Raw genomic sequence first — 16,448 nt, forward strand, 5'->3', positions numbered from 1 at the left:
GACACGCTGTCGGAGAAGATCCTCTACGGCGAGCTGCGGCCCGGCCAGGTCGTCAAGATCGACGTCGAGGGCGAAGGCGACGCCGCGAAGTTCACCTTCGCCGGCGAGGCGAAGAGCCCGGAGGTCCCGGACTCGGCGGCCTCCATCGCCGAGGCGGTCCAGCGCTGATCCGCTCGCGATAACCCGTTCCACCCGAGGGGCGCTCCGTGAGGAGCGCCCCTCGGCGTTTTCCGCCGTACCTCGCTCTTTTCGGCCGTACCTGGGTCACGGTGCGATCACCTTCCGGCCGATAAGGCGAGAACCGGTATCACGCCACCGGACGTAGTACTACACTTTGTAGAGTCCGCTCGCGGTATGCCATGAGCGCGTGCGGACGGGATGTCATCCCTGCGGCGTACCGGACAATCCGCTGCTGGGTGGACGCGTAGGACCGGGCGCACGGGGGAAGCTCGGTCCGCCCGGGAGACATCCCGGTGGTAGGAGGACCGGAGTCCCATGCGGTCGGGACACGCCCTGTGGGCGAAATGGCGGTCCGGAAGTGCACAAGCCTTGGAGGCACCTGATGCGCCTGTTGCACGACGACGGGACGCTGGTTCACCTGGCCTACAACGCGGGCGTACATCCCGCCGAGGATCTGGAGAACCTGATCGCCCATCTCACGCGCTACGCCGTGCCGGTGCGCAGGAAGCTGGGGGTCGACCGGCTGGGCATCGGACTGTGGCTCGCGCCCGCCGTGGCGGACCACCTCATCGCCGATCGCATCGAGCTCGTACGGCTGCGCCGGTCGCTGGAGGAGCGCGGCCTGGAGTGCGTCAGCCTGAACGGCACCGGCGGGCGCAACCAGGAGGTTCCCGGACCCGACTGGGCCAAGCCCGAGCGCTACCGCTACACCATGGCGCTGGCGAAGATCCTCGCGTTCCTGCTCCCCGACGACGTGCAGTCGGGCAGCATCTCCACGATCCCGATCGGCTGGCGCCGCGACTGGCCCGCCGACCTGCACGCCATCGCCTCCCGCCGGCTCGAACGGCTGTCGCGTGAGCTGCGCGGCCTCTACAGCGTGACCGGCAAGACGGTCAGGGTCGGCTTCGAGCCCTGGCCGGGCTGTGTGCTGGAGACCACCGAGCAGGCCCTTGAGCGGGTCTGCGACATCGACTCCGATCACCTCGGCGTCTGCCTGGACGCCTGTCACCTGTCCTGCGGGGCCGAGGAGCCCGACGCGGCGCTGCGCGGGCTGGCCCTCGCCGGGGCGCCCGTGGTCAAGCTCAGCCACGTGCACAACCACAGCCAGGAGATCCCCAGCACCCAGCCGGTGATCGCCGACACGCTCACCGCGATTCTGTCCGGGGCGGTGAACGGCACCGCGCACGTCGAGGTGGAGGCCCACGACCTGACCTCCCCCAAGGCGAAGGGCCCCGCCGCCCTGGTGGCGAAGCTCGCCGACGAGCTCGACTGGACCCGCCGCAACCTCACCGCGCTCGGCCTCAAGCTCGCCGCCTGACCGGCGCCCGAGGCGGGGCGTCAGGAGGGCAACTGGTAGGTGCCGTCGGGGAGGACCTCGGCCAGGCCGTCGTCCAGGAGGCCGTCCAGTGCGCGCTCGCGCTGCACGTGGTCGGCCCAGACGGCGTCCAGCGCCTCCTTGGGGACCGGCCCGTGCGCCTCGCGGAGGACGGCGAGCAGGCGTCCGCGGCACTGCCGGTCGGTCCCCGCGTACGTCTGGCCCTGCCGCGCCGGGCCGTCGTGGGCCGGACGCCCGGCCAGCCGCCAGGCGCACTGCGCGGTGACCGGGCAGCGCTCGCAGCGAGGCGCCCTGGCCGTGCACACCAGCGCGCCCAGCTCCATCACGGCCACGGCCCAGCGAGGCGCGCCCACCGGGGGCACCAGCGACTCCGCGAGCCGCCGCTCGGCCGCTGTGGGCGCCTTCGGCGGGTACTCCTCGCCGCGCACCGCTCTGGCCAGCACCCGCCGCACGTTGGTGTCGAGCACCGCGTGGCTGCCGCCGTACGCGAAGCTGGCCACGGCCGCCGCCGTGTAGTCGCCGATCCCCGGCAGGGCCCGCAGTTCGTCGTACGTGGACGGCACGCGGCCGCCGTGGCCGGCCGTGATGGCCCGGGCGCACGCGTGGAGGTTGAGCGCCCTGCGCGGGTAGCCGAGCCGCCCCCAGTGGCGTACGGCCTCGCCGGGGGACTCCTTCGCGAGCGCCTCAGGGGTGGGCCAGCGCTCCATCCACTCGGTCCAGACGGGCAGCACCCGGGCGACGGGCGTCTGCTGGAGCATGATCTCGCTCACCAGGATGCCCCAGGGGGTCGCGTCGGGTCGCCGCCAGGGCAGGTCGCGGTTGTGCTCGGCGTACCAGTCGAGGATGGGCTCACGCAGGGAGGCGGACACGCCCCGACTGTACCTAGAGCCGCGTCGCCGAGCGTACGGCGCCTGATTGCGCAAAGACCCGGCGAGGCTGTGATCTGGTAAAGGACAAGGTTCAGCGAGGCGTTCCCTCTGACCCGCCAGGGCTCTCCATACTGTCCGTATGGATCCGGACACTTTCCGTGGTGACGTGGGCGTCGAGGGGGCGGACGTCTACTGGCGCCGCCGGGTGTCGGTGCTCACGGGGATGCTCGTCGTGGTGGCGGTCGTGGCATGGGCGTGCAGCAGCGCCTCCGGACGGCCGGACGAGACCGCAGCCGCCGTCAAGGCGACGCCCTCCGACCGGCTGGTCGTCTCGCTGCCCGCCGGCCTTGCTCCGCCGAAGACGCCGGCCGCCTCCGGCGCCGTTCCGGGGCAGCCGTCGCCGTCCGCCTCCGCGGGCGTCTCGCCCTCGCCGGGCAAGCCGCGGCGCCCCGGTGACCCCTGCGACGAGAAGGACCTCGTGCTCGCGCTCCAGTCCGGTCAGGAGGTGTACGGCAAGGGGGTCACGCCGACCTTCCTGCTGACGGTCGTGAGCACGGGCAAGGTCGAGTGCACCGTGGACGTCGGGCCGCGCACGCTGGAGATGCGGGTGCTGTCGGGCGGCGAGCGCGTGTGGTCGACGGCCGACTGCGTGGCGGGCGACGGCGTGGACAGGCAGTTGCTCGAGCGCGGCATCCCCTATGTCCGCTCGATCCGCTGGGACCGCCACCGCTCGGGAAGCACGTGCGCCGGCAAGCGGTCGCCCGCCGACCCCGGCACGTACGTCGCGACCGCGCACTCGGGCAGGCTGAAGAGTCCGAAGATCGTCTTCCACCTGCGCTGACGAGACCTACAGGTAGCGCTCCAGGATGGACGACTCGGCGAGCCGGGACAGGCCCTCGCGAACGCTGCGCGCCCGGGTCTCGCCCACGCCGCCGACGGCCTGGAGGTCGTCGATGCTGGCCGCGAGCAGCTTCTGCAGGCCGCCGAAGTGGCTCACGAGCCGGTCGACGATCGCCCCGGGCAGGCGGGGGACCTTGGTGAGCAGCCGGAAGCCGCGTGGGCTGACCGGCGTGTCGAGCGCGTCGCCGCCGTGATGACCGAGGATCTGGGCCACCTTCGACAGGTCGAGCAGGTCGCCGGAGGACAGCTCGTCCAGCTCCCGCATGGCGTCGGCGTCCCCGTACGGCCGGGCGCCGAGCGTGCCGGGCGCGTAGTCGCGGATGATCTGGACGCGGTCGGTCTCCACGCCCGCGAACAGCTCGTCGAGCTGGAGGGACAGCAGCCGCCCGTCGGTGCCGAGCTCGACGACGTATCCCTCGATCTCGCGGGCGATGCGGCGGACCATCTCCAGGCGCTGGACGACGACGGCCACGTCGCGGACCGTGACGAGATCCTCGATCTCCAGGGCCGACAGGTTGCCGGAGACCTCGTCGAGCCGCTTCTTGTAGCGTTCGAGCGTCGCCAGGGCCTGGTTGGCCTTGGACAGGATCGCGGCCGACTCCTCCAGCACGTAGCGGATGCCGTCGAGGTAGAGCGCGATGATCCGCATCGACTTGCTGATCGCGATGACCGGGAGCGAGGTCTGCCTGGCCACCCGCTGCGCCGTGCGGTGCCGGGTGCCGGACTCGTCGGTGGGGATGGCCGGGTCGGGCACGAGGTGCACGGCGGCCCGCACGATCCTGAGGTGGGCCGTGTCGAGCACGATCGCGCCGTCCATCTTGGCCAGCTCGCGCAGGCGGGTCGCGGAGAACTCCACGTCGAGCGTGAACCCCCCGGTGCAGATGTCCTCGACCGTGCGGTCGTATCCGAGGACGATCAGGCCGCCGGTGTGGCCGCGCAGGATGCGCTCCAGCCCGTCACGCAGCGCCGTCCCCGGGGCGAGCGCGGCGAGCACGGCCCTTCTGCGGTCGTCGATCGCCTTGTCGTTGTCCAGCACATGCACCCCAGTGGGCTCGCCCGGTCGTTATCCGTCAGATCGTCTTCCTACCGATCCCTTGTCGCGGCGAGATCCGCGAGGCGCTCCGCGGACGCCCTGTGAAGCCCCTCGGGGGCGCGGGGGCGAGGCCACGGCCGACGGGGCAGGCAACAGAGTTTACCGGCGTGACGCCGTGCTCACCGGTGTGACGGCCGATCACCTGGCCGATCTCATGAGGTTGAGCGCGTCCCACACGTTCTCCACCTCCGTGACCTCGAAGCCGGGCGCGAACGGCGTCGTACGGCCGGCCGGCGAGCGCAGCGCCACGAGGCGGCCGCGGCTCGCCGACGCCTCCAGGCGTGGGCCCTCCTCCTCCAGGGAGCCCGCGGGCACCAGCGCCCTGGTGAAGCCGAGCCGGGCCGCCTCGGCCAGCCGCCGCCGCACCTCACGCACGGGCCGCAGTTCGCCGGCCAGGCCGACCTCGCCCAGCGCGACGAGCCCGGTGGGCAGGGCCTGGTCGCCGGCCGCGCTGACGACCGACAGCATCAGCGCGAGGTCCACGGCGGGGTCGGTCAGGCGGATCCCGCCCACCGTGGCCGTGAAGACGTCGCACTTGCCGATCTTGGCGTTGAGCCGCCGCTCCATGACGGCGAGCACCATCGCCACCCGGTAGGAGTCGAGGCCGGAGGACGTGCGGCGGGGCTGGGGAGCCTCGGTCGGGCCGACCAGGGCCTGCAACTCGGCCGGGATCGGCCGGGTGCCCTCGATGGTCACGGTGACGCAGGTGCCCGGCACCGGCTCGGGATGGCGGGAGACGAACAGCCCGCTGGGGTCGGTGATCCCGGTGATGCCGCGCTCGTGCAGGTCGAAGCAGCCCACCTCGTCGATCGGGCCGAACCGGTTCTTCACCGCGCGCACCATCCGCAGCCGCGAGTTGCGGTCGCCCTCGAAGTGGAGCACGACGTCCACCAGGTGTTCCAGCACCCGGGGGCCGGCGATCGTGCCGTCCTTGGTCACGTGGCCGACGAGCACCGTGGACATGGCCCGCTCCTTGGCGAGGCGGACCAGGTTGCCGGCGACCTCCCTGACCTGGGTCACACCGCCGGGCACCCCGGTCGCGTCGGCCGAGCCGATCGTCTGGACCGAGTCGACGATGAGCATGCTCGGCTGCACCTTCTCGACGTGCGCCACCAGGGCCGACAGGTCGGTCTCCGCGGCCAGGTAGAGCCTGTCCTCGATCGCGCCGATGCGGTCGGCGCGCATGCGCACCTGGGCGGCCGACTCCTCCCCGGTCACGTAGAGGACGGTCTCGCCCCGCGCGGTGCGGGCGGCGGCCTCCAGCAGCAGGGTCGACTTCCCGATGCCCGGCTCTCCCGCGAGGAGCACGACCGCGCCGGGGACGAGGCCGCCGCCGAGCACGCGGTCGAGTTCGGGGACTCCGGTCGTCCGCGAGCTGACGACCTCGGCCTTCACCTGGCCGATCGGGACGGCGGGGGCGGAGACCGCGCCCGGCTTGACCACGTGGACGCCCTGCCGGGCCCCGGCCTCCTCGACCGTGCCCCACGCCTGGCACTCCCCGCACCTGCCGACCCACTTGACCGTGGTCCAGCCGCACTCGCCGCACCGGTACGCCGGTTTCGCTGCCTTGCTCACGTGCGGGAGGTTACCGGCCGCCGCCGACAATCCCTTCCGGAAAGCGGCGGCAGGGCGGAGAACTAGTCTTGCGGCTTCTCCGGCACGTAGAAGGCGGTGGTGCCGGCGACCGCGGCGGTCACCACGTCGTCCGGCGCGCCGGAGGCCCGGTAGGCGTCGCCCCACAGGTCGCTGCTGAGCCTCATGAGCTCCCGTGCCTCCTCCGACTGCTCCCACGCCGAGGGGTCGTCGATCATCTCGCCGCGCAGGTGCAGCCCGAGCCCGAGCACCGCCAGGTCCCAGCCGACGCCCGTGGCCCCCGGCCCGAACCGGTCCCAGAACTCCGGCGGCACCACGGCGACGTGCTCCAGTTCGAACACGGTGCGTCCGTCGCCCTGCGCGCTCAGCCGCACCTCGACCTCGCTGAAGCCGGGGTTCTCGCCGAACAGCCAGCTCACCCGCAGCAGCCGGGGCGGCTCGCACCGCAGGATCTCCCCGCCCGCGTTGCCCTGGAGCTGGTAGTGCCCGCCGAGCTTCAGTTCGCCGCTCACTGGAAGGAACCAGCGGCTGATCCGTTCGGGGTCGGTGCAGGCGTCCCACACGTCCTCGATGGGGGCGTCGTAGGCACGCCGCAGCAGCACCGTGCGGGCCTCGCCTTCCGCCAGGTCGCGCGTGCCGACCGCGCGGTGAACTCGGTTGATCTGGTCGATGAAGTCGCTCATGGCCGCTCTTCCTCGTCGGTCCGTCCGTCGTGGGCTGCGTGATGGGCAGCGTGATGGGCATCGCCGCCGCCGTGCCGCCGTCCGAGCCGCCGCTCCCGTCTGCCCGCGCCAGTTCGGTGTCGAGCGCGTCGAGCCGCTGCTCCCAGAAGCCGCGGAACCGCGCCAGCCAGGCGTCGACCTCCCGCAGAGGCGCGGGTTCCACGGCGTACAGCCGCCGCGTGCCCTCGGCCCGTACGGACGCCAGCCCGGACTCGCGGAGCACGCGCAGGTGCTGCGAGATGGCCGGCTGTGAGATCCCGAACTCGGCCCGGATGACCGAGGTGAGCGCGCCCGACGTCTGCTCGCCTTGGGAGAGCAGCTCCAGGATCCGGCGTCGCACCGGATCCCCCAGCGCGTCGAATGCGTGCACGCGCCCACTATGCCGAGGGCCGCTTATAAAAGTCAACGCTTATATAAGCGGCCCTCGGTGGACGGACGTGACTAGAAGTGGCCCGCGAGGTCGGCGAGCAGCAGGCGCTTGGGCTTGGCGCCCCTGATCTGCTGGACGATCTCACCGTCCCGATAGAGGTTCAGCGTGGGGAAGCCCAGGACGTTGTAGCGCTGGGCGATCTCGGGATGGTCGTCGGCGTTGATCTTGGCCACGGTGAGGCGGTCGCCGTACTCGGCGGCGATCTCCTCCAGGATCGGGGCGATCATCTTGCACGGCGGGCACCAGTCGGTCCAGAAGTCCACCAGCACGGGCTTGCCGCTGCGCAGCACCTGCTCGTCGAAGTTCTCCGCGGTCAGCGTGATCATGACTCTCCTCGTCGTGTCAGCAGGCAGCCGGGGCAGGCCTCGGCGAACTGGGCGGCCACCTCCGAGCGGCGGGCCAGCAGGTCGCGGATCTGCCGGTCGATGTCGGCGAGCTTGCGCCGGTAGACGGCGACCGACTCGGGGCAGGAGCCCCCGGACGGGTGCCCGGAGCGCAGGCAGTCCACGAACGGGCGGGCGTCCTCCAGCGTGAAGCCGACCGCCATCAGCTCGCGGATCTCGGTGACGATCCGGACGTCCGACTCGTCGTACTCGCGATATCCGTTCGCCGAGCGGCGCGACCGGATGAGCCCCCGCTGCTCGTAGTAGCGCAGCGCCCGGGTGCTCACTCCCGCGCGCCGGGCCAGCTCGCCGATCCGCATCGGCCCCTCCTCGGCTGTCCTGGTCACGACGGTAAAGGTTGACGCCGGTGACAAGGTCAAGCCCGGATTCAGAATTCCCGCCATCTCAGGACGTTCGGGTAGTCGATGTCCAGGCCCTCGACCTCCCGCAGCGCCTCGCCGGCCACCTCGGGCGTGAACTCGATGCGCAGCACCGCCTCCAGGTCGGCCCTGGACCGGAACGTCATCCGCAGGTCCAGGTCCGCGCGCCGCCAGCCCTGCCGCGACCAGAAGCGTTCCACGGCCTCGGGGGAGTACGACGGCAGCGATCGGCGGAACCAGCGGCCGAACGCCCCGCGCGAGGCGTCCACGTCCACCACGAAGGCCACGCCGCCCCGCCGCAGCACCCGTCCCAGCTCGCGCAGGCCGGGCTCGCAGCCGGGCCCGAAGAAGTACGCCCAGCGCGCGATCGCCACGTCGGCCGACGCGTCGGGGAGGGGCAGCGCCTGCGCGGTGCCCGTACGCACCCTGACGTTGGGCAGCGACGCGCAGCGGGCGGCTGCCTGGGAGGCCAGGCCGCCGTGCGGCTCGACGCCCACGACCCGCCCGGCGGACGTGGCGAGCGCGGGCAGGTGGAAGCCGCTGCCGCAGCCGATCTCGACCACGGTCGCGCCGTCCCAGGGCCGTACGGCCCGCATCGCCGCCTCGGCCGCGCCCGCGGGTCCCACCGCGAGGTTCTCCAGCTCGTAGATCTGGGGAGTGTTCCAGATGTTCGGACTGGGTACGGCCCCGCTCACGATCCGTGCCATGCGCCCCACATTAGTTCGCGACCTTGGGTAGTTGATTGTGGCGAAGCGGCGTACGGCGCGGGTGCGGCTTAGGCTGGATCCGTGAACGGGCGCAGGGAGCGAACGGACGGCCACGGCCACGGGACTGGAACGTGCCCGTGGGCCGCAAGGGGAGGCTGGCCTCATGAGTGACATCCGCGTGCCCAGCGGCAAGGTGGCGCTGTCGACGGCGTCGGTGTACCCGGAGCGTACGCCGGACGCCTTCGAACTGGCCGCCAGGCTCGGGTACGACGGCGTAGAGATCATGGTGGGACAGGACCCGGTCAGTCAGGACGTCGAGGTCCTCCAACGGCTGCGCGACCACTACCAGATCCCGATCCTGGCCGTGCACGCGCCCTGCCTGCTGGTGACCCAGCGGGTGTGGGGCCGCGACCCGTGGCTGAAGCTGCGCAGGGCCCGCGAGGCGGCCGAGCGGCTGGGCGCGCAGACCGTCGTCGTCCACCCGCCCTTCCGCTGGCAGCGCGACTACGCCAGGGAGTTCGAGAAGGGCCTGGCCCGGATGCGCGAAGAGACCGACGTCGTCTTCGCGGTGGAGAACATGTTCCCGCTGCGGGCCAGGGGCAACGAGGTCGTGCCGTACGCGCCGGACTGGAACCCCATCGACTACGACTTCCCCGACGTGACGCTCGACCTGTCCCACACGGCGGTGTCCGGGACGGACGCGATGGAGATGGCGACCAAACTGGGCGAGCGGCTGGCCCACCTGCACCTGGCGGACGGGGTGGGCACCACCAACAAGGACGAGCACCTGGTGCCCGGCCGGGGGTCGCAGCCCTGCGCGCCGATCCTGGAGCGCCTGGCCGGCAACGGTTACCAGGGCCTGATCGTCCTGGAGATCAACACACGCAAGGCCACCAGCCGCACCGAGCGGATCGAGGACCTGACCGAGGCGCTCGCCTTCGCCAGGCTGCACTACGCCGCCTCCTCCACGGCCTCATGAACGAGCGGCTCGCGGACAGCCACCGGATCTTCGACCGCGTCTCCCAGGAGTACGACACGGCGAGGCCGCACTACCCGGAGGCCCTCTACCTCGCGCTGGAGACCCTGTCGGGGGTCCGGCTCGCCGGGGCGACCGTGATCGACGCCGGAGCGGGCACGGGCATCTCGACCCGGGGCCTGCTCGACCGCGGCGCCCAGGTCATCGCCGTGGACCGCGGCGAGCGGATGCTGGCCCGCCTGCGCGCCCGTACGGCCTGCCCGGCCCTGCTGGCCGACGGGAACGACCTGCCCTTCCGTGCGGGCGCGGCCGACCTGGTGACGTACGCCCAGTCGTGGCACTGGCTCGACCCGGCGCTGTCGGTGGCCGAGGCCGTACGCGTGACCGGGGACGGCGGCGCGGTCGCGGGCTGGTGGAACACGGTGGACCCCGGCAAGGCCGACTGGCTGGCGGCCAACCAGGTGCGGCTGGCCGAGTCGTGCCCCGGCTACATCGGGCCGGTGCTGCCCGGATGGAGCATGCCGCCGATCGCCGCGGCCATGTCCGACGCGGGCCTCGCCGTGGCCGAGACCTGGGTCGACTGGACCAGGTCGGTGCGGCTGGAGGACTTCCTGACCGACCTGCGCTCCCACTCGTACATGGCGAGGATGGAGGGCGACCTGGTGACGGAACTGCTGGCCCGGGAGCGCGCCGAGCTCGGCCGCGTCTTTCCCGACGGGCGGCTGACCGTCCCCATGCGCGTGTATCTCGCGGCGGGCCGTAAGAGTCGACAGGGAGCGACGTGACAACGGAGGTGCCGGAGGTCTCGGGCGGCAGGCGGCGACCGGGGCGGCGGCCCGGCCGGCGTCCGGGCGCGGCGGACACCCGCGGCGAGATCCTTGCCGCGGCGCGCAGGGTCTTCGCGGAGAAGGGGTTCGACAAGGCGACGATCCGCGGCATCGCCAGGGAGGCCGGTGTCGATCCGGCTCTCGTGCACCACTACTTCGACAGCAAGGAGGGCATGTTCGTCGCGGCCATGCGGCTGCCGTTGGACCCCTCGTCGGCGATTCCGCTCATCCTGTCCGGGCCGCGTGAGGAGGTCGGCGAGCGCCTCGTCCGCTTCATCCTCACGATGACGGCGGACCCGGCGGCCAGGGAGCCGCTGCTGGGGCTGGTGCGGACGGCGATGGTCAACGAGCAGGCGGTCGGCATGATCCGGGAGTTCTTCACGACGGCCGTGCTCGGCCGGGTGGCCGAGGCGCTGGACGTTCCGCCGCTGCGGATGGAGGCCGCCTTCGCGCAGTTGTTCGGCGTGGTGATGACGCGGTACATCCTCAGGTTCGAACCGCTGGCGTCCGCGACGTCGAGGAGATCGTCGCGCTGCTTGGCCCCACCATGCAGCGTTACCTGGCCGGATAGATTACGGGCGCCCCTCTCATATCCCTTTATAGAGCTTTGTTCTAGTATCGTGCCGTCGGCGGGAGACGCAGTGACAAGTGCCACTCGCCGAGCGTGAGCCAGGACAAGTTACTCGCCGGTACCATTCGGGAAGTGTAGGCGTTATCCACAGGGCGGGACTCAACCGCCCGCGCGAGGGCGCCGCGCCCCTACGCTGGCCGCCGACGTTCGATATGGGAGGGACTCGTGCTCTGGGTAGCGATTGTGGGCCTCGTCGCGACCGCCGTGGCGGTCGCACTGGCGGGCCGTCGCGTGCTGTTCCTCTACCGGCTCGCCACCAGCGGCCAGCCGGCCCCGGAGCGGATCGAGTACGCCAAGGAGCACGCCGGCGCCGAGATCAAGGCCCAGCTGGTCGAGGTCTTCGGCCAGCGCAAGCTGTTGAAGTGGACCCCGTCCGGCACCGCCCACTTCTTCGTCATGTGGGCGTTCTTCATCCTGCTGACCGTCTACATCGAGGCGTACGGCGCGATCATTCAGGGTGCGATCACCGGGCACTCGGACTTCCATATCCCGCTCATCGGGACCTGGCCGGTGCTGGGCTTCCTGCAGGACTTCATCGCGCTCGCCTGTCTGGTCGGGCTGGTCGCGTTCACCGCCATCCGGATCAAGAACTCGCCGAAGAAGCTGGGGCGCGGCTCCCGTTTCTCCGGTTCCCACCTGGGCGGGGCCTGGCTGGTCCTGTTCATGATCTTCAACATCATCTGGACGCTGTTCCTCGCCCGGGGCGCCGCGGCCGCCAACGGTAACTTCCCCTACGACTCGGGCCTTCGCCAGCCTGGCCATCGGGAAGATCCTGCCGCACAGCGAGCTGCTGGAGCAGATCGCCCTCCTGCTGCACATCGGCCTCATGCTGGTGTTCCTGGTCATCGTGGTGAACAGCAAGCACCTGCACATCTTCACCGCGCCGCTGAACGTGCTGTTCTCCCGCCGGCCCGACGGGCTGGGCCCGGCCCAGCCGATGCGCAGCAACGGCGCGGTGCTCGACTTCGAGGAGGCCGACCCCGAGGTCGACGTGTTCGGCCGCGGCAAGATCCAGGACACGACCTGGAAGGGTTTCCTCGACTTCTACACCTGCACCGAGTGCGGCCGCTGCCAGTCGCAGTGCCCGGCGTGGAACACCGACAAGCCGCTGTCGCCCAAGATGCTCATCCTCGACCAGCGTGACCACGCCTTCGCGGTCGCGCCGTACCTGCTGGCCGGGGAGAAGGAGAAGGAGAGCTTTTCCGAGGACGTGCTGGCTCTGCTCGACAAGCCGCTCGTCGGCGAGGACGGGGTCATCCACCCCGACGTCCTGTGGTCGTGCACGAACTGCGGCGCCTGCGTCGAGCAGTGCCCGGTCGACATCGAGCACATCGACCACATCCTCGACATGCGCCGCTACCAGGTGATGATCGAGTCGTCGTTCCCGTCCGAGGCGGGCGTGATGCTCAAGAACCTGGAGAACAAGGGCAACCCGTGGGGCATGTCCGAGATGAAGCGCGCCGAGTGGATCGAGGAACTCGATTTCGAGGTCCCGATCATCGACTCGACAATGCCCGAGGACGTCGAGTACCTGTTCTGGGTCGGCTGCGCCGGCGCGCTGGAGGACCGGGCCAAGAAGACCACCAAGGCGGTGGCGGAACTGCTGCACATCGCCGGGGTCAAGTTCGGCGTGCTCGGTCCGATGGAGGCCTGCACCGGCGACCCGGCCCGCCGTCTGGGCATGGAGTTCCTCTTCAACATGCTCGCGCAGCAGAACATCGAGACCCTCAACGAGGCGGGGGTCAAGAAGATCGTGGCGACCTGCCCGCACTGCTTCAACACCCTCGCCAACGAGTATCCGCAGCTCGGCGGCACCTACGAGGTCGTGCACCACACCCAGTTGCTGGCGCACCTGGTCGAGGAGGGCAGGCTCACCCCGATCACCCCGATCGAGGAGAAGATCACCTACCACGACCCGTGCTTCCTCGGCCGGCACAACAAGGTGTACGCCCAGCCGCGCGACATCATGGCCAAGGTGCCGGGCGTCCAGGCCCAGGAGATGCACCGCTGCAAGGAACGCGGATTCTGCTGTGGCGCCGGCGGCGCGCGCATGTGGATGGAGGAGCGCATCGGAAAGCGCATCAACACCGAGCGCGTGGACGAGGCGCTGACCACCGATCCCGACACCGTCTCCACCGCCTGCCCGTTCTGCCTCGTGATGCTCGGCGACGCGATCAACGAGAAGAAGAACGCCGGTCAGGCCAAGGAGTCGCTCGAGGTCGTGGACGTCGCCCAGCTCCTCATCAAATCCATCAAGCAGGGGTAAAGAAATCTTTGCCGCGATCGTGAACTTTTTGTGGAAATCACGAGTCAAGGCGATGGAATGAACTGTGTTTCACAGAAGAGTGACAAAGGCTTTCTCCACATAACAGGAAAATCACGGTAACCTCAACGTTGGCTCAATCGACGGGGAGGGGGCTGGACGGTGGGTGTGGTCGTCATCGACGCGGAGGTCACCCTGGCGGACGTCCTCTCCCTGCGTCTGGCCATCACCGAGCCGCTGGCGGACGGCACCCGCCTGGTCCTGCGGAAACGGGGCGCGGGTGAGGAACGGCGGGTGACGCTCGGGGCCTCCGGCGGCCGTACGAGGGACGCCAGCGTCGCGGTCTCCCTCGCGCCTCTCGACCTCGGTCCGGGGCGCTGGGACGCCTACCTTGAGCACGACGGCGTCCGCGCCCGCATCCAGAGCGCCGATCCGGGATTCTCGCTCGACCGTCTCGACGCGTACGCGCTGGGCCGGCGGACGCTCGCCTACCGGGCCTACCGCACCCGCAACGGATTCCTGGCCCTGAAGATAGACCCGGCGGAGCCGGTCGCCGACGTCCGCGCGGTGTGGTTCCGCGAGGGGCGCTTCGAGGTGACCGGGCTGCTGGCCTACACCGGTCTGGACGACGACGACCAGCACCGCCACGCCACGCTCGCGCTGCGTCACACCGAGCCGGGCCGCGGTGATCGGGTTCACGGCGATCCGGCCGCGACCGTGCGGGTCGCCGCCACCGTCCAAGGGGTCCGGTTCCACGCCGCGCTCTCGCTGTGCGACGTGCTGGCCGCCACCCCCGACTCGCAGGGCTCCTGGGAGCCCTACCTGGAGGTGGACGGCGTCGACCGCGAGCTGCCGCTGGGCGCCAGGCTCGACGACGTCGAGGGCAAACGCCGCCGCGTCCACTATCCCCGCGCGCTGGTGGACGGCGTGCCGATCCGGCCCAGCTTCACTCCGGGCGACGAGTTGCTGCTGGAGGTGGGAGCGTGAGGATCGCGTTCCTGCTCCCCTCGGCGTACGGCATGCGCGGTGACGTGCGGGCGATGCTGAACCTCGCGGGAGGGCTGGCCGCACGGCACGAGGTGGAGGTCGTGAGCGTCCGGCGCACCAGGGAGACGCCGTTCTTCCCGGTCGACCGCCGGGTGACGCTGCGCTGGCTCGTGGACGCCCGGCCCGGTGTCCATCACCTGCTGCCCCGGGGACAGGTGCGCACCGAGGTGGCGCTCTGGCGGATGCTGCGCGGTCTGCGCGCCGATGTCCTGGTCACCACCCGGCCGACGCTGAGCGTGCAGGCCGCCAGGTATGCCCCGCGACATGTCGTCCGCATCGCGCGGGAGTGGGGCAAGCCGTCGGTGCCCGGCCCGGTGCGCCGGTTCTATCCCCGCCTCGACGCCGTGGTGGCGAGCACCGCCGGGCGGCGGGACGAGTGGGTGCGGCTGCTCGATGACGACCTGTCGGTCCACGTCATCCCCGACGCGCTGCCCGGGGCGCCCTGGCCGCGCTCCCGCATGGACAACCGCATCGTCAGCGCCGGGGGCAGGCTGGTGCCGGGCAAGTCGTACGACCAGCTCGTGCGCGCCTTCGCGATCGTCGCCGACAAGCGGCCCGACTGGCGGCTGCGGTTGTACGGCGGGGGACCGGAGGAGCGGCGGCTGCGCGCCCTCGTCCGCGACCTCGACTTGCACAACCACGTGTACTTCATGGGCACCACGCCCGACCTGCCCGGCGAGTTCGCCAAGGCGTCCATCGTCGCGGTGCCGTCGCGGCACGAGGTGCTGGGCATGACCGTCATCGAGGCGCTGAGCTGCGGGGTGCCGGTCGTGGGCTTCGCCGGATCCCGCGGGCCCGCCGAGTTTCTCCGTCCGGGCCGCGACAGCGTGCTGGTCCAGGAGGGGGAGGGCGGCGGCGATGCCGAGTCGCTCGCCTGCGCGCTGCTCACCCTCGTCGACGACGAACGCCGCCGCATGAAGCTGGCGGCCGGGGCGCTGGAGACCGCGTCCGCCCACGCCGCGCCGGCTGTCGCGGTCCGCTGGGAGGAGCTCATGTACGGCCTGCGCTCCCGCCCCTGACCCGTCACATCCGCCAGCGGATCACAACCGGATCACAAGGGCCTGTCGTGATGCTGGGGTCCCGTAGAAACGATGGTGATCGTGGAGATCGGGAGGGAACGGCATGACGAACACGGCTGTGCGTCTGGGACGTCCGGTGGCGGTGACGGCTCTGGCCGTCGGCGTCGCGCTGGGCGGTGCCACGTCCGCGAGCGCGGCGGAGAGCACGTCGGCGAGCGCGGCGGCGAGTGCGGCCACGCGGCTGGGGCCGTACGGCTACGGCGCCGTGAAGCTGGGGATGAGCGCCAAGCAGGCCCAGAAGACCGGAAAGATCGTCAAGAAGCTCGCCGGCGAAGGCTGCTCGGGCTGGGACCTGAAGGCGCACCCGACCGGCAAGGACAGGGTCGGCCTGTTCATCTCGAAGAAACTCGGCGTGGCCGCGATCTTCGGGTTCAAGGGGGTCAGGACTCCGGAGGGCGTCGGGATCGGCTCCACCCTGAAGCAGTTGAAGAAGGTTTACCCTCGCCTCAGGACGGCCGCCAGTGGTTTCCCCGTCGCCGCGGTCCCCGGCAACTCCAAGGCTTCCTACTACTTCCTGCTCCGCCACGGCAAGGTGTACGAGCTGGCCCTGACCCTCAACAACCAGGACTGCTTCAACTAGCGCTTCTCCGGGGGACGCGACTCCGCCGGGCTGATTCAGTCGCCGGGCTCGCTGAGATGCGCGGCGGCGACGGAGACCGAGTCGTGGATCGGCAGCTCCGTGTCGAGGCCGGTGATCCTGAGCATCCGGGCGAATCGCCCGTGGGCGCCGCTGAGCGCCAGGCGCCCGCCGGCCGCCCCGACGGCGGTCAGGGCTCCCATGAGGACGCTCAGCCCGGTCGAGTCGCAGAACTTGAGCCCCTCGGCGTCGATCACGATCCTGGGCGGCGTACGCAGCCCGACCGCCTCGGCCAGGCAGGCGCGCAGCGAGGAGGCGGAACCCAGATCCAGGTCGCCGAACATCCGGATGACGACGACGTCCTCGTCCAGGACGGTGAGCATGGAGAAGGTGTCGGGCTGTCCGTGCCTTCCCGGTTCCACTCGCGCTCGCCCCTGCTCACCTGGCCCTGCCGT

General features: G+C 71.0%; 16 protein-coding genes and 2 pseudogenes. 9 read left to right on the forward strand and 9 right to left on the reverse strand.

Annotation, left to right across the window (positions count from 1 at the left end; all coding sequences use genetic code 11):
• Window positions 1-562 precede the first annotated feature (562 nt).
• Complete coding sequence (locus B1L11_RS10755; RefSeq protein ID WP_079314347.1) at window positions 563-1,498, forward strand: TIM barrel protein; 936 nt, start codon at window positions 563-565, stop codon at window positions 1,496-1,498.
• A gap of 20 nt (window positions 1,499-1,518) precedes the next feature.
• Here the strand turns inward: B1L11_RS10755 and B1L11_RS10760 are convergent, their stop codons facing one another.
• Window positions 1,519-2,385 (reverse strand): A/G-specific adenine glycosylase, encoded by an 867-nt coding sequence (locus B1L11_RS10760; RefSeq protein WP_079314348.1) that lies wholly within the window; start codon window positions 2,383-2,385, stop codon window positions 1,519-1,521.
• A gap of 139 nt (window positions 2,386-2,524) precedes the next feature.
• Here B1L11_RS10760 and B1L11_RS10765 point away from each other — a divergent pair, with 139 nt between their 5' ends.
• Window positions 2,525-3,226 carry a hypothetical protein gene (locus B1L11_RS10765; protein ID WP_143737178.1) on the forward strand — a complete coding sequence of 234 codons (702 nt, stop codon included), beginning with the start codon at window positions 2,525-2,527 and terminating at the stop codon, window positions 3,224-3,226.
• 6 nt (window positions 3,227-3,232) lie between these two features.
• Here the strand turns inward: B1L11_RS10765 and disA are convergent, their stop codons facing one another.
• The 7 genes and pseudogenes from disA to B1L11_RS10800 all read right to left on the reverse strand — a co-directional run bounded on the left by disA (window position 3,233) and on the right by B1L11_RS10800 (window position 8,593).
• Window positions 3,233-4,321 carry a DNA integrity scanning diadenylate cyclase DisA gene (disA, locus tag B1L11_RS10770; protein ID WP_218671019.1) on the reverse strand — a complete coding sequence of 363 codons (1,089 nt, stop codon included), beginning with the start codon at window positions 4,319-4,321 and terminating at the stop codon, window positions 3,233-3,235.
• Between the two features lie 195 nt (window positions 4,322-4,516).
• Complete coding sequence (gene radA / locus B1L11_RS10775) at window positions 4,517-5,953, reverse strand: DNA repair protein RadA (RefSeq protein ID WP_079314418.1); 1,437 nt, start codon at window positions 5,951-5,953, stop codon at window positions 4,517-4,519.
• 62 nt (window positions 5,954-6,015) lie between these two features.
• Window positions 6,016-6,654, reverse strand: a complete 639-nt coding sequence (locus tag B1L11_RS10780; protein ID WP_079314350.1) for an SRPBCC family protein — start codon at window positions 6,652-6,654, stop codon at window positions 6,016-6,018.
• A gap of 235 nt (window positions 6,655-6,889) precedes the next feature.
• A pseudogene (locus tag B1L11_RS54715) lies at window positions 6,890-7,063 on the reverse strand (ArsR/SmtB family transcription factor); the annotation flags it as partial.
• 71 nt (window positions 7,064-7,134) lie between these two features.
• Window positions 7,135-7,449: a thioredoxin gene (gene trxA / locus B1L11_RS10790; protein ID WP_079314351.1), complete on the reverse strand. Its 315-nt coding sequence runs from the start codon at window positions 7,447-7,449 to the stop codon at window positions 7,135-7,137.
• Window positions 7,446-7,853: a MerR family transcriptional regulator gene (locus tag B1L11_RS10795; RefSeq protein ID WP_306291630.1), complete on the reverse strand. Its 408-nt coding sequence runs from the start codon at window positions 7,851-7,853 to the stop codon at window positions 7,446-7,448. The genes trxA and B1L11_RS10795 overlap by 4 nt, the downstream gene beginning before the upstream one ends.
• Before the next feature lie 41 nt (window positions 7,854-7,894).
• Window positions 7,895-8,593, reverse strand: a complete 699-nt coding sequence (locus B1L11_RS10800) for a class I SAM-dependent methyltransferase (RefSeq protein WP_079314353.1) — start codon at window positions 8,591-8,593, stop codon at window positions 7,895-7,897.
• A 163-nt stretch (window positions 8,594-8,756) separates the two neighbouring features.
• On the opposite strand from B1L11_RS10800, the gene B1L11_RS10805 reads away from it, so the two are divergent.
• From B1L11_RS10805 to B1L11_RS10835, 7 genes and pseudogenes are all read left to right on the forward strand, one after another.
• Complete coding sequence (locus B1L11_RS10805; RefSeq protein WP_079314354.1) at window positions 8,757-9,572, forward strand: sugar phosphate isomerase/epimerase; 816 nt, start codon at window positions 8,757-8,759, stop codon at window positions 9,570-9,572.
• Complete coding sequence (locus B1L11_RS10810) at window positions 9,569-10,354, forward strand: class I SAM-dependent methyltransferase (protein WP_079314355.1); 786 nt, start codon at window positions 9,569-9,571, stop codon at window positions 10,352-10,354. The genes B1L11_RS10805 and B1L11_RS10810 overlap by 4 nt, the downstream gene beginning before the upstream one ends.
• Complete coding sequence (locus B1L11_RS10815; protein WP_256862408.1) at window positions 10,351-11,064, forward strand: TetR family transcriptional regulator; 714 nt, start codon at window positions 10,351-10,353, stop codon at window positions 11,062-11,064. Before B1L11_RS10810 ends, B1L11_RS10815 begins: the two co-directional genes overlap by 4 nt.
• Before the next feature lie 128 nt (window positions 11,065-11,192).
• Window positions 11,193-13,293: pseudogene (locus tag B1L11_RS10820) on the forward strand ((Fe-S)-binding protein).
• 159 nt (window positions 13,294-13,452) lie between these two features.
• Complete coding sequence (locus B1L11_RS10825) at window positions 13,453-14,277, forward strand: hypothetical protein (protein ID WP_079314356.1); 825 nt, start codon at window positions 13,453-13,455, stop codon at window positions 14,275-14,277.
• Complete coding sequence (locus B1L11_RS10830) at window positions 14,274-15,356, forward strand: glycosyltransferase (RefSeq protein WP_079314357.1); 1,083 nt, start codon at window positions 14,274-14,276, stop codon at window positions 15,354-15,356. The genes B1L11_RS10825 and B1L11_RS10830 overlap by 4 nt, the downstream gene beginning before the upstream one ends.
• Before the next feature lie 103 nt (window positions 15,357-15,459).
• Window positions 15,460-15,996 (forward strand): hypothetical protein, encoded by a 537-nt coding sequence (locus B1L11_RS10835; protein ID WP_256862409.1) that lies wholly within the window; start codon window positions 15,460-15,462, stop codon window positions 15,994-15,996.
• Between the two features lie 35 nt (window positions 15,997-16,031).
• Here B1L11_RS10835 and B1L11_RS10840 read toward each other — a convergent pair whose 3' ends face one another.
• Window positions 16,032-16,376, reverse strand: a complete 345-nt coding sequence (locus tag B1L11_RS10840) for an STAS domain-containing protein (protein ID WP_079314358.1) — start codon at window positions 16,374-16,376, stop codon at window positions 16,032-16,034.
• Window positions 16,377-16,448: the final 72 nt, after the last annotated feature.

The organism is Microbispora sp. GKU 823, from assembly GCF_002027145.1.
Lineage (GTDB): Bacteria > Actinomycetota > Actinomycetes > Streptosporangiales > Streptosporangiaceae > Microbispora > Microbispora siamensis.

Bases quoted from the DNA above. Each gene is read 5' to 3' on its own strand.
- B1L11_RS10755 (WP_079314347.1), top strand. From the start codon at position 563: ATGCGCCTGTTGCACGACGACGGGACGCTGGTTCACCTGGCCTACAAC.
- B1L11_RS10765 (WP_143737178.1), top strand. From the start codon at position 2,525: ATGGATCCGGACACTTTCCGTGGTGACGTGGGCGTCGAGGGGGCGGAC.
- B1L11_RS10780 (WP_079314350.1), bottom strand. From the start codon at position 6,654: ATGAGCGACTTCATCGACCAGATCAACCGAGTTCACCGCGCGGTCGGC.
- trxA (WP_079314351.1), bottom strand. From the start codon at position 7,449: ATGATCACGCTGACCGCGGAGAACTTCGACGAGCAGGTGCTGCGCAGC.
- B1L11_RS10800 (WP_079314353.1), bottom strand. From the start codon at position 8,593: ATGGCACGGATCGTGAGCGGGGCCGTACCCAGTCCGAACATCTGGAAC.
- B1L11_RS10805 (WP_079314354.1), top strand. From the start codon at position 8,757: ATGAGTGACATCCGCGTGCCCAGCGGCAAGGTGGCGCTGTCGACGGCG.
- B1L11_RS10810 (WP_079314355.1), top strand. From the start codon at position 9,569: ATGAACGAGCGGCTCGCGGACAGCCACCGGATCTTCGACCGCGTCTCC.
- B1L11_RS10835 (WP_256862409.1), top strand. From the start codon at position 15,460: ATGACGAACACGGCTGTGCGTCTGGGACGTCCGGTGGCGGTGACGGCT.
- B1L11_RS10840 (WP_079314358.1), bottom strand. From the start codon at position 16,376: ATGCTCACCGTCCTGGACGAGGACGTCGTCGTCATCCGGATGTTCGGC.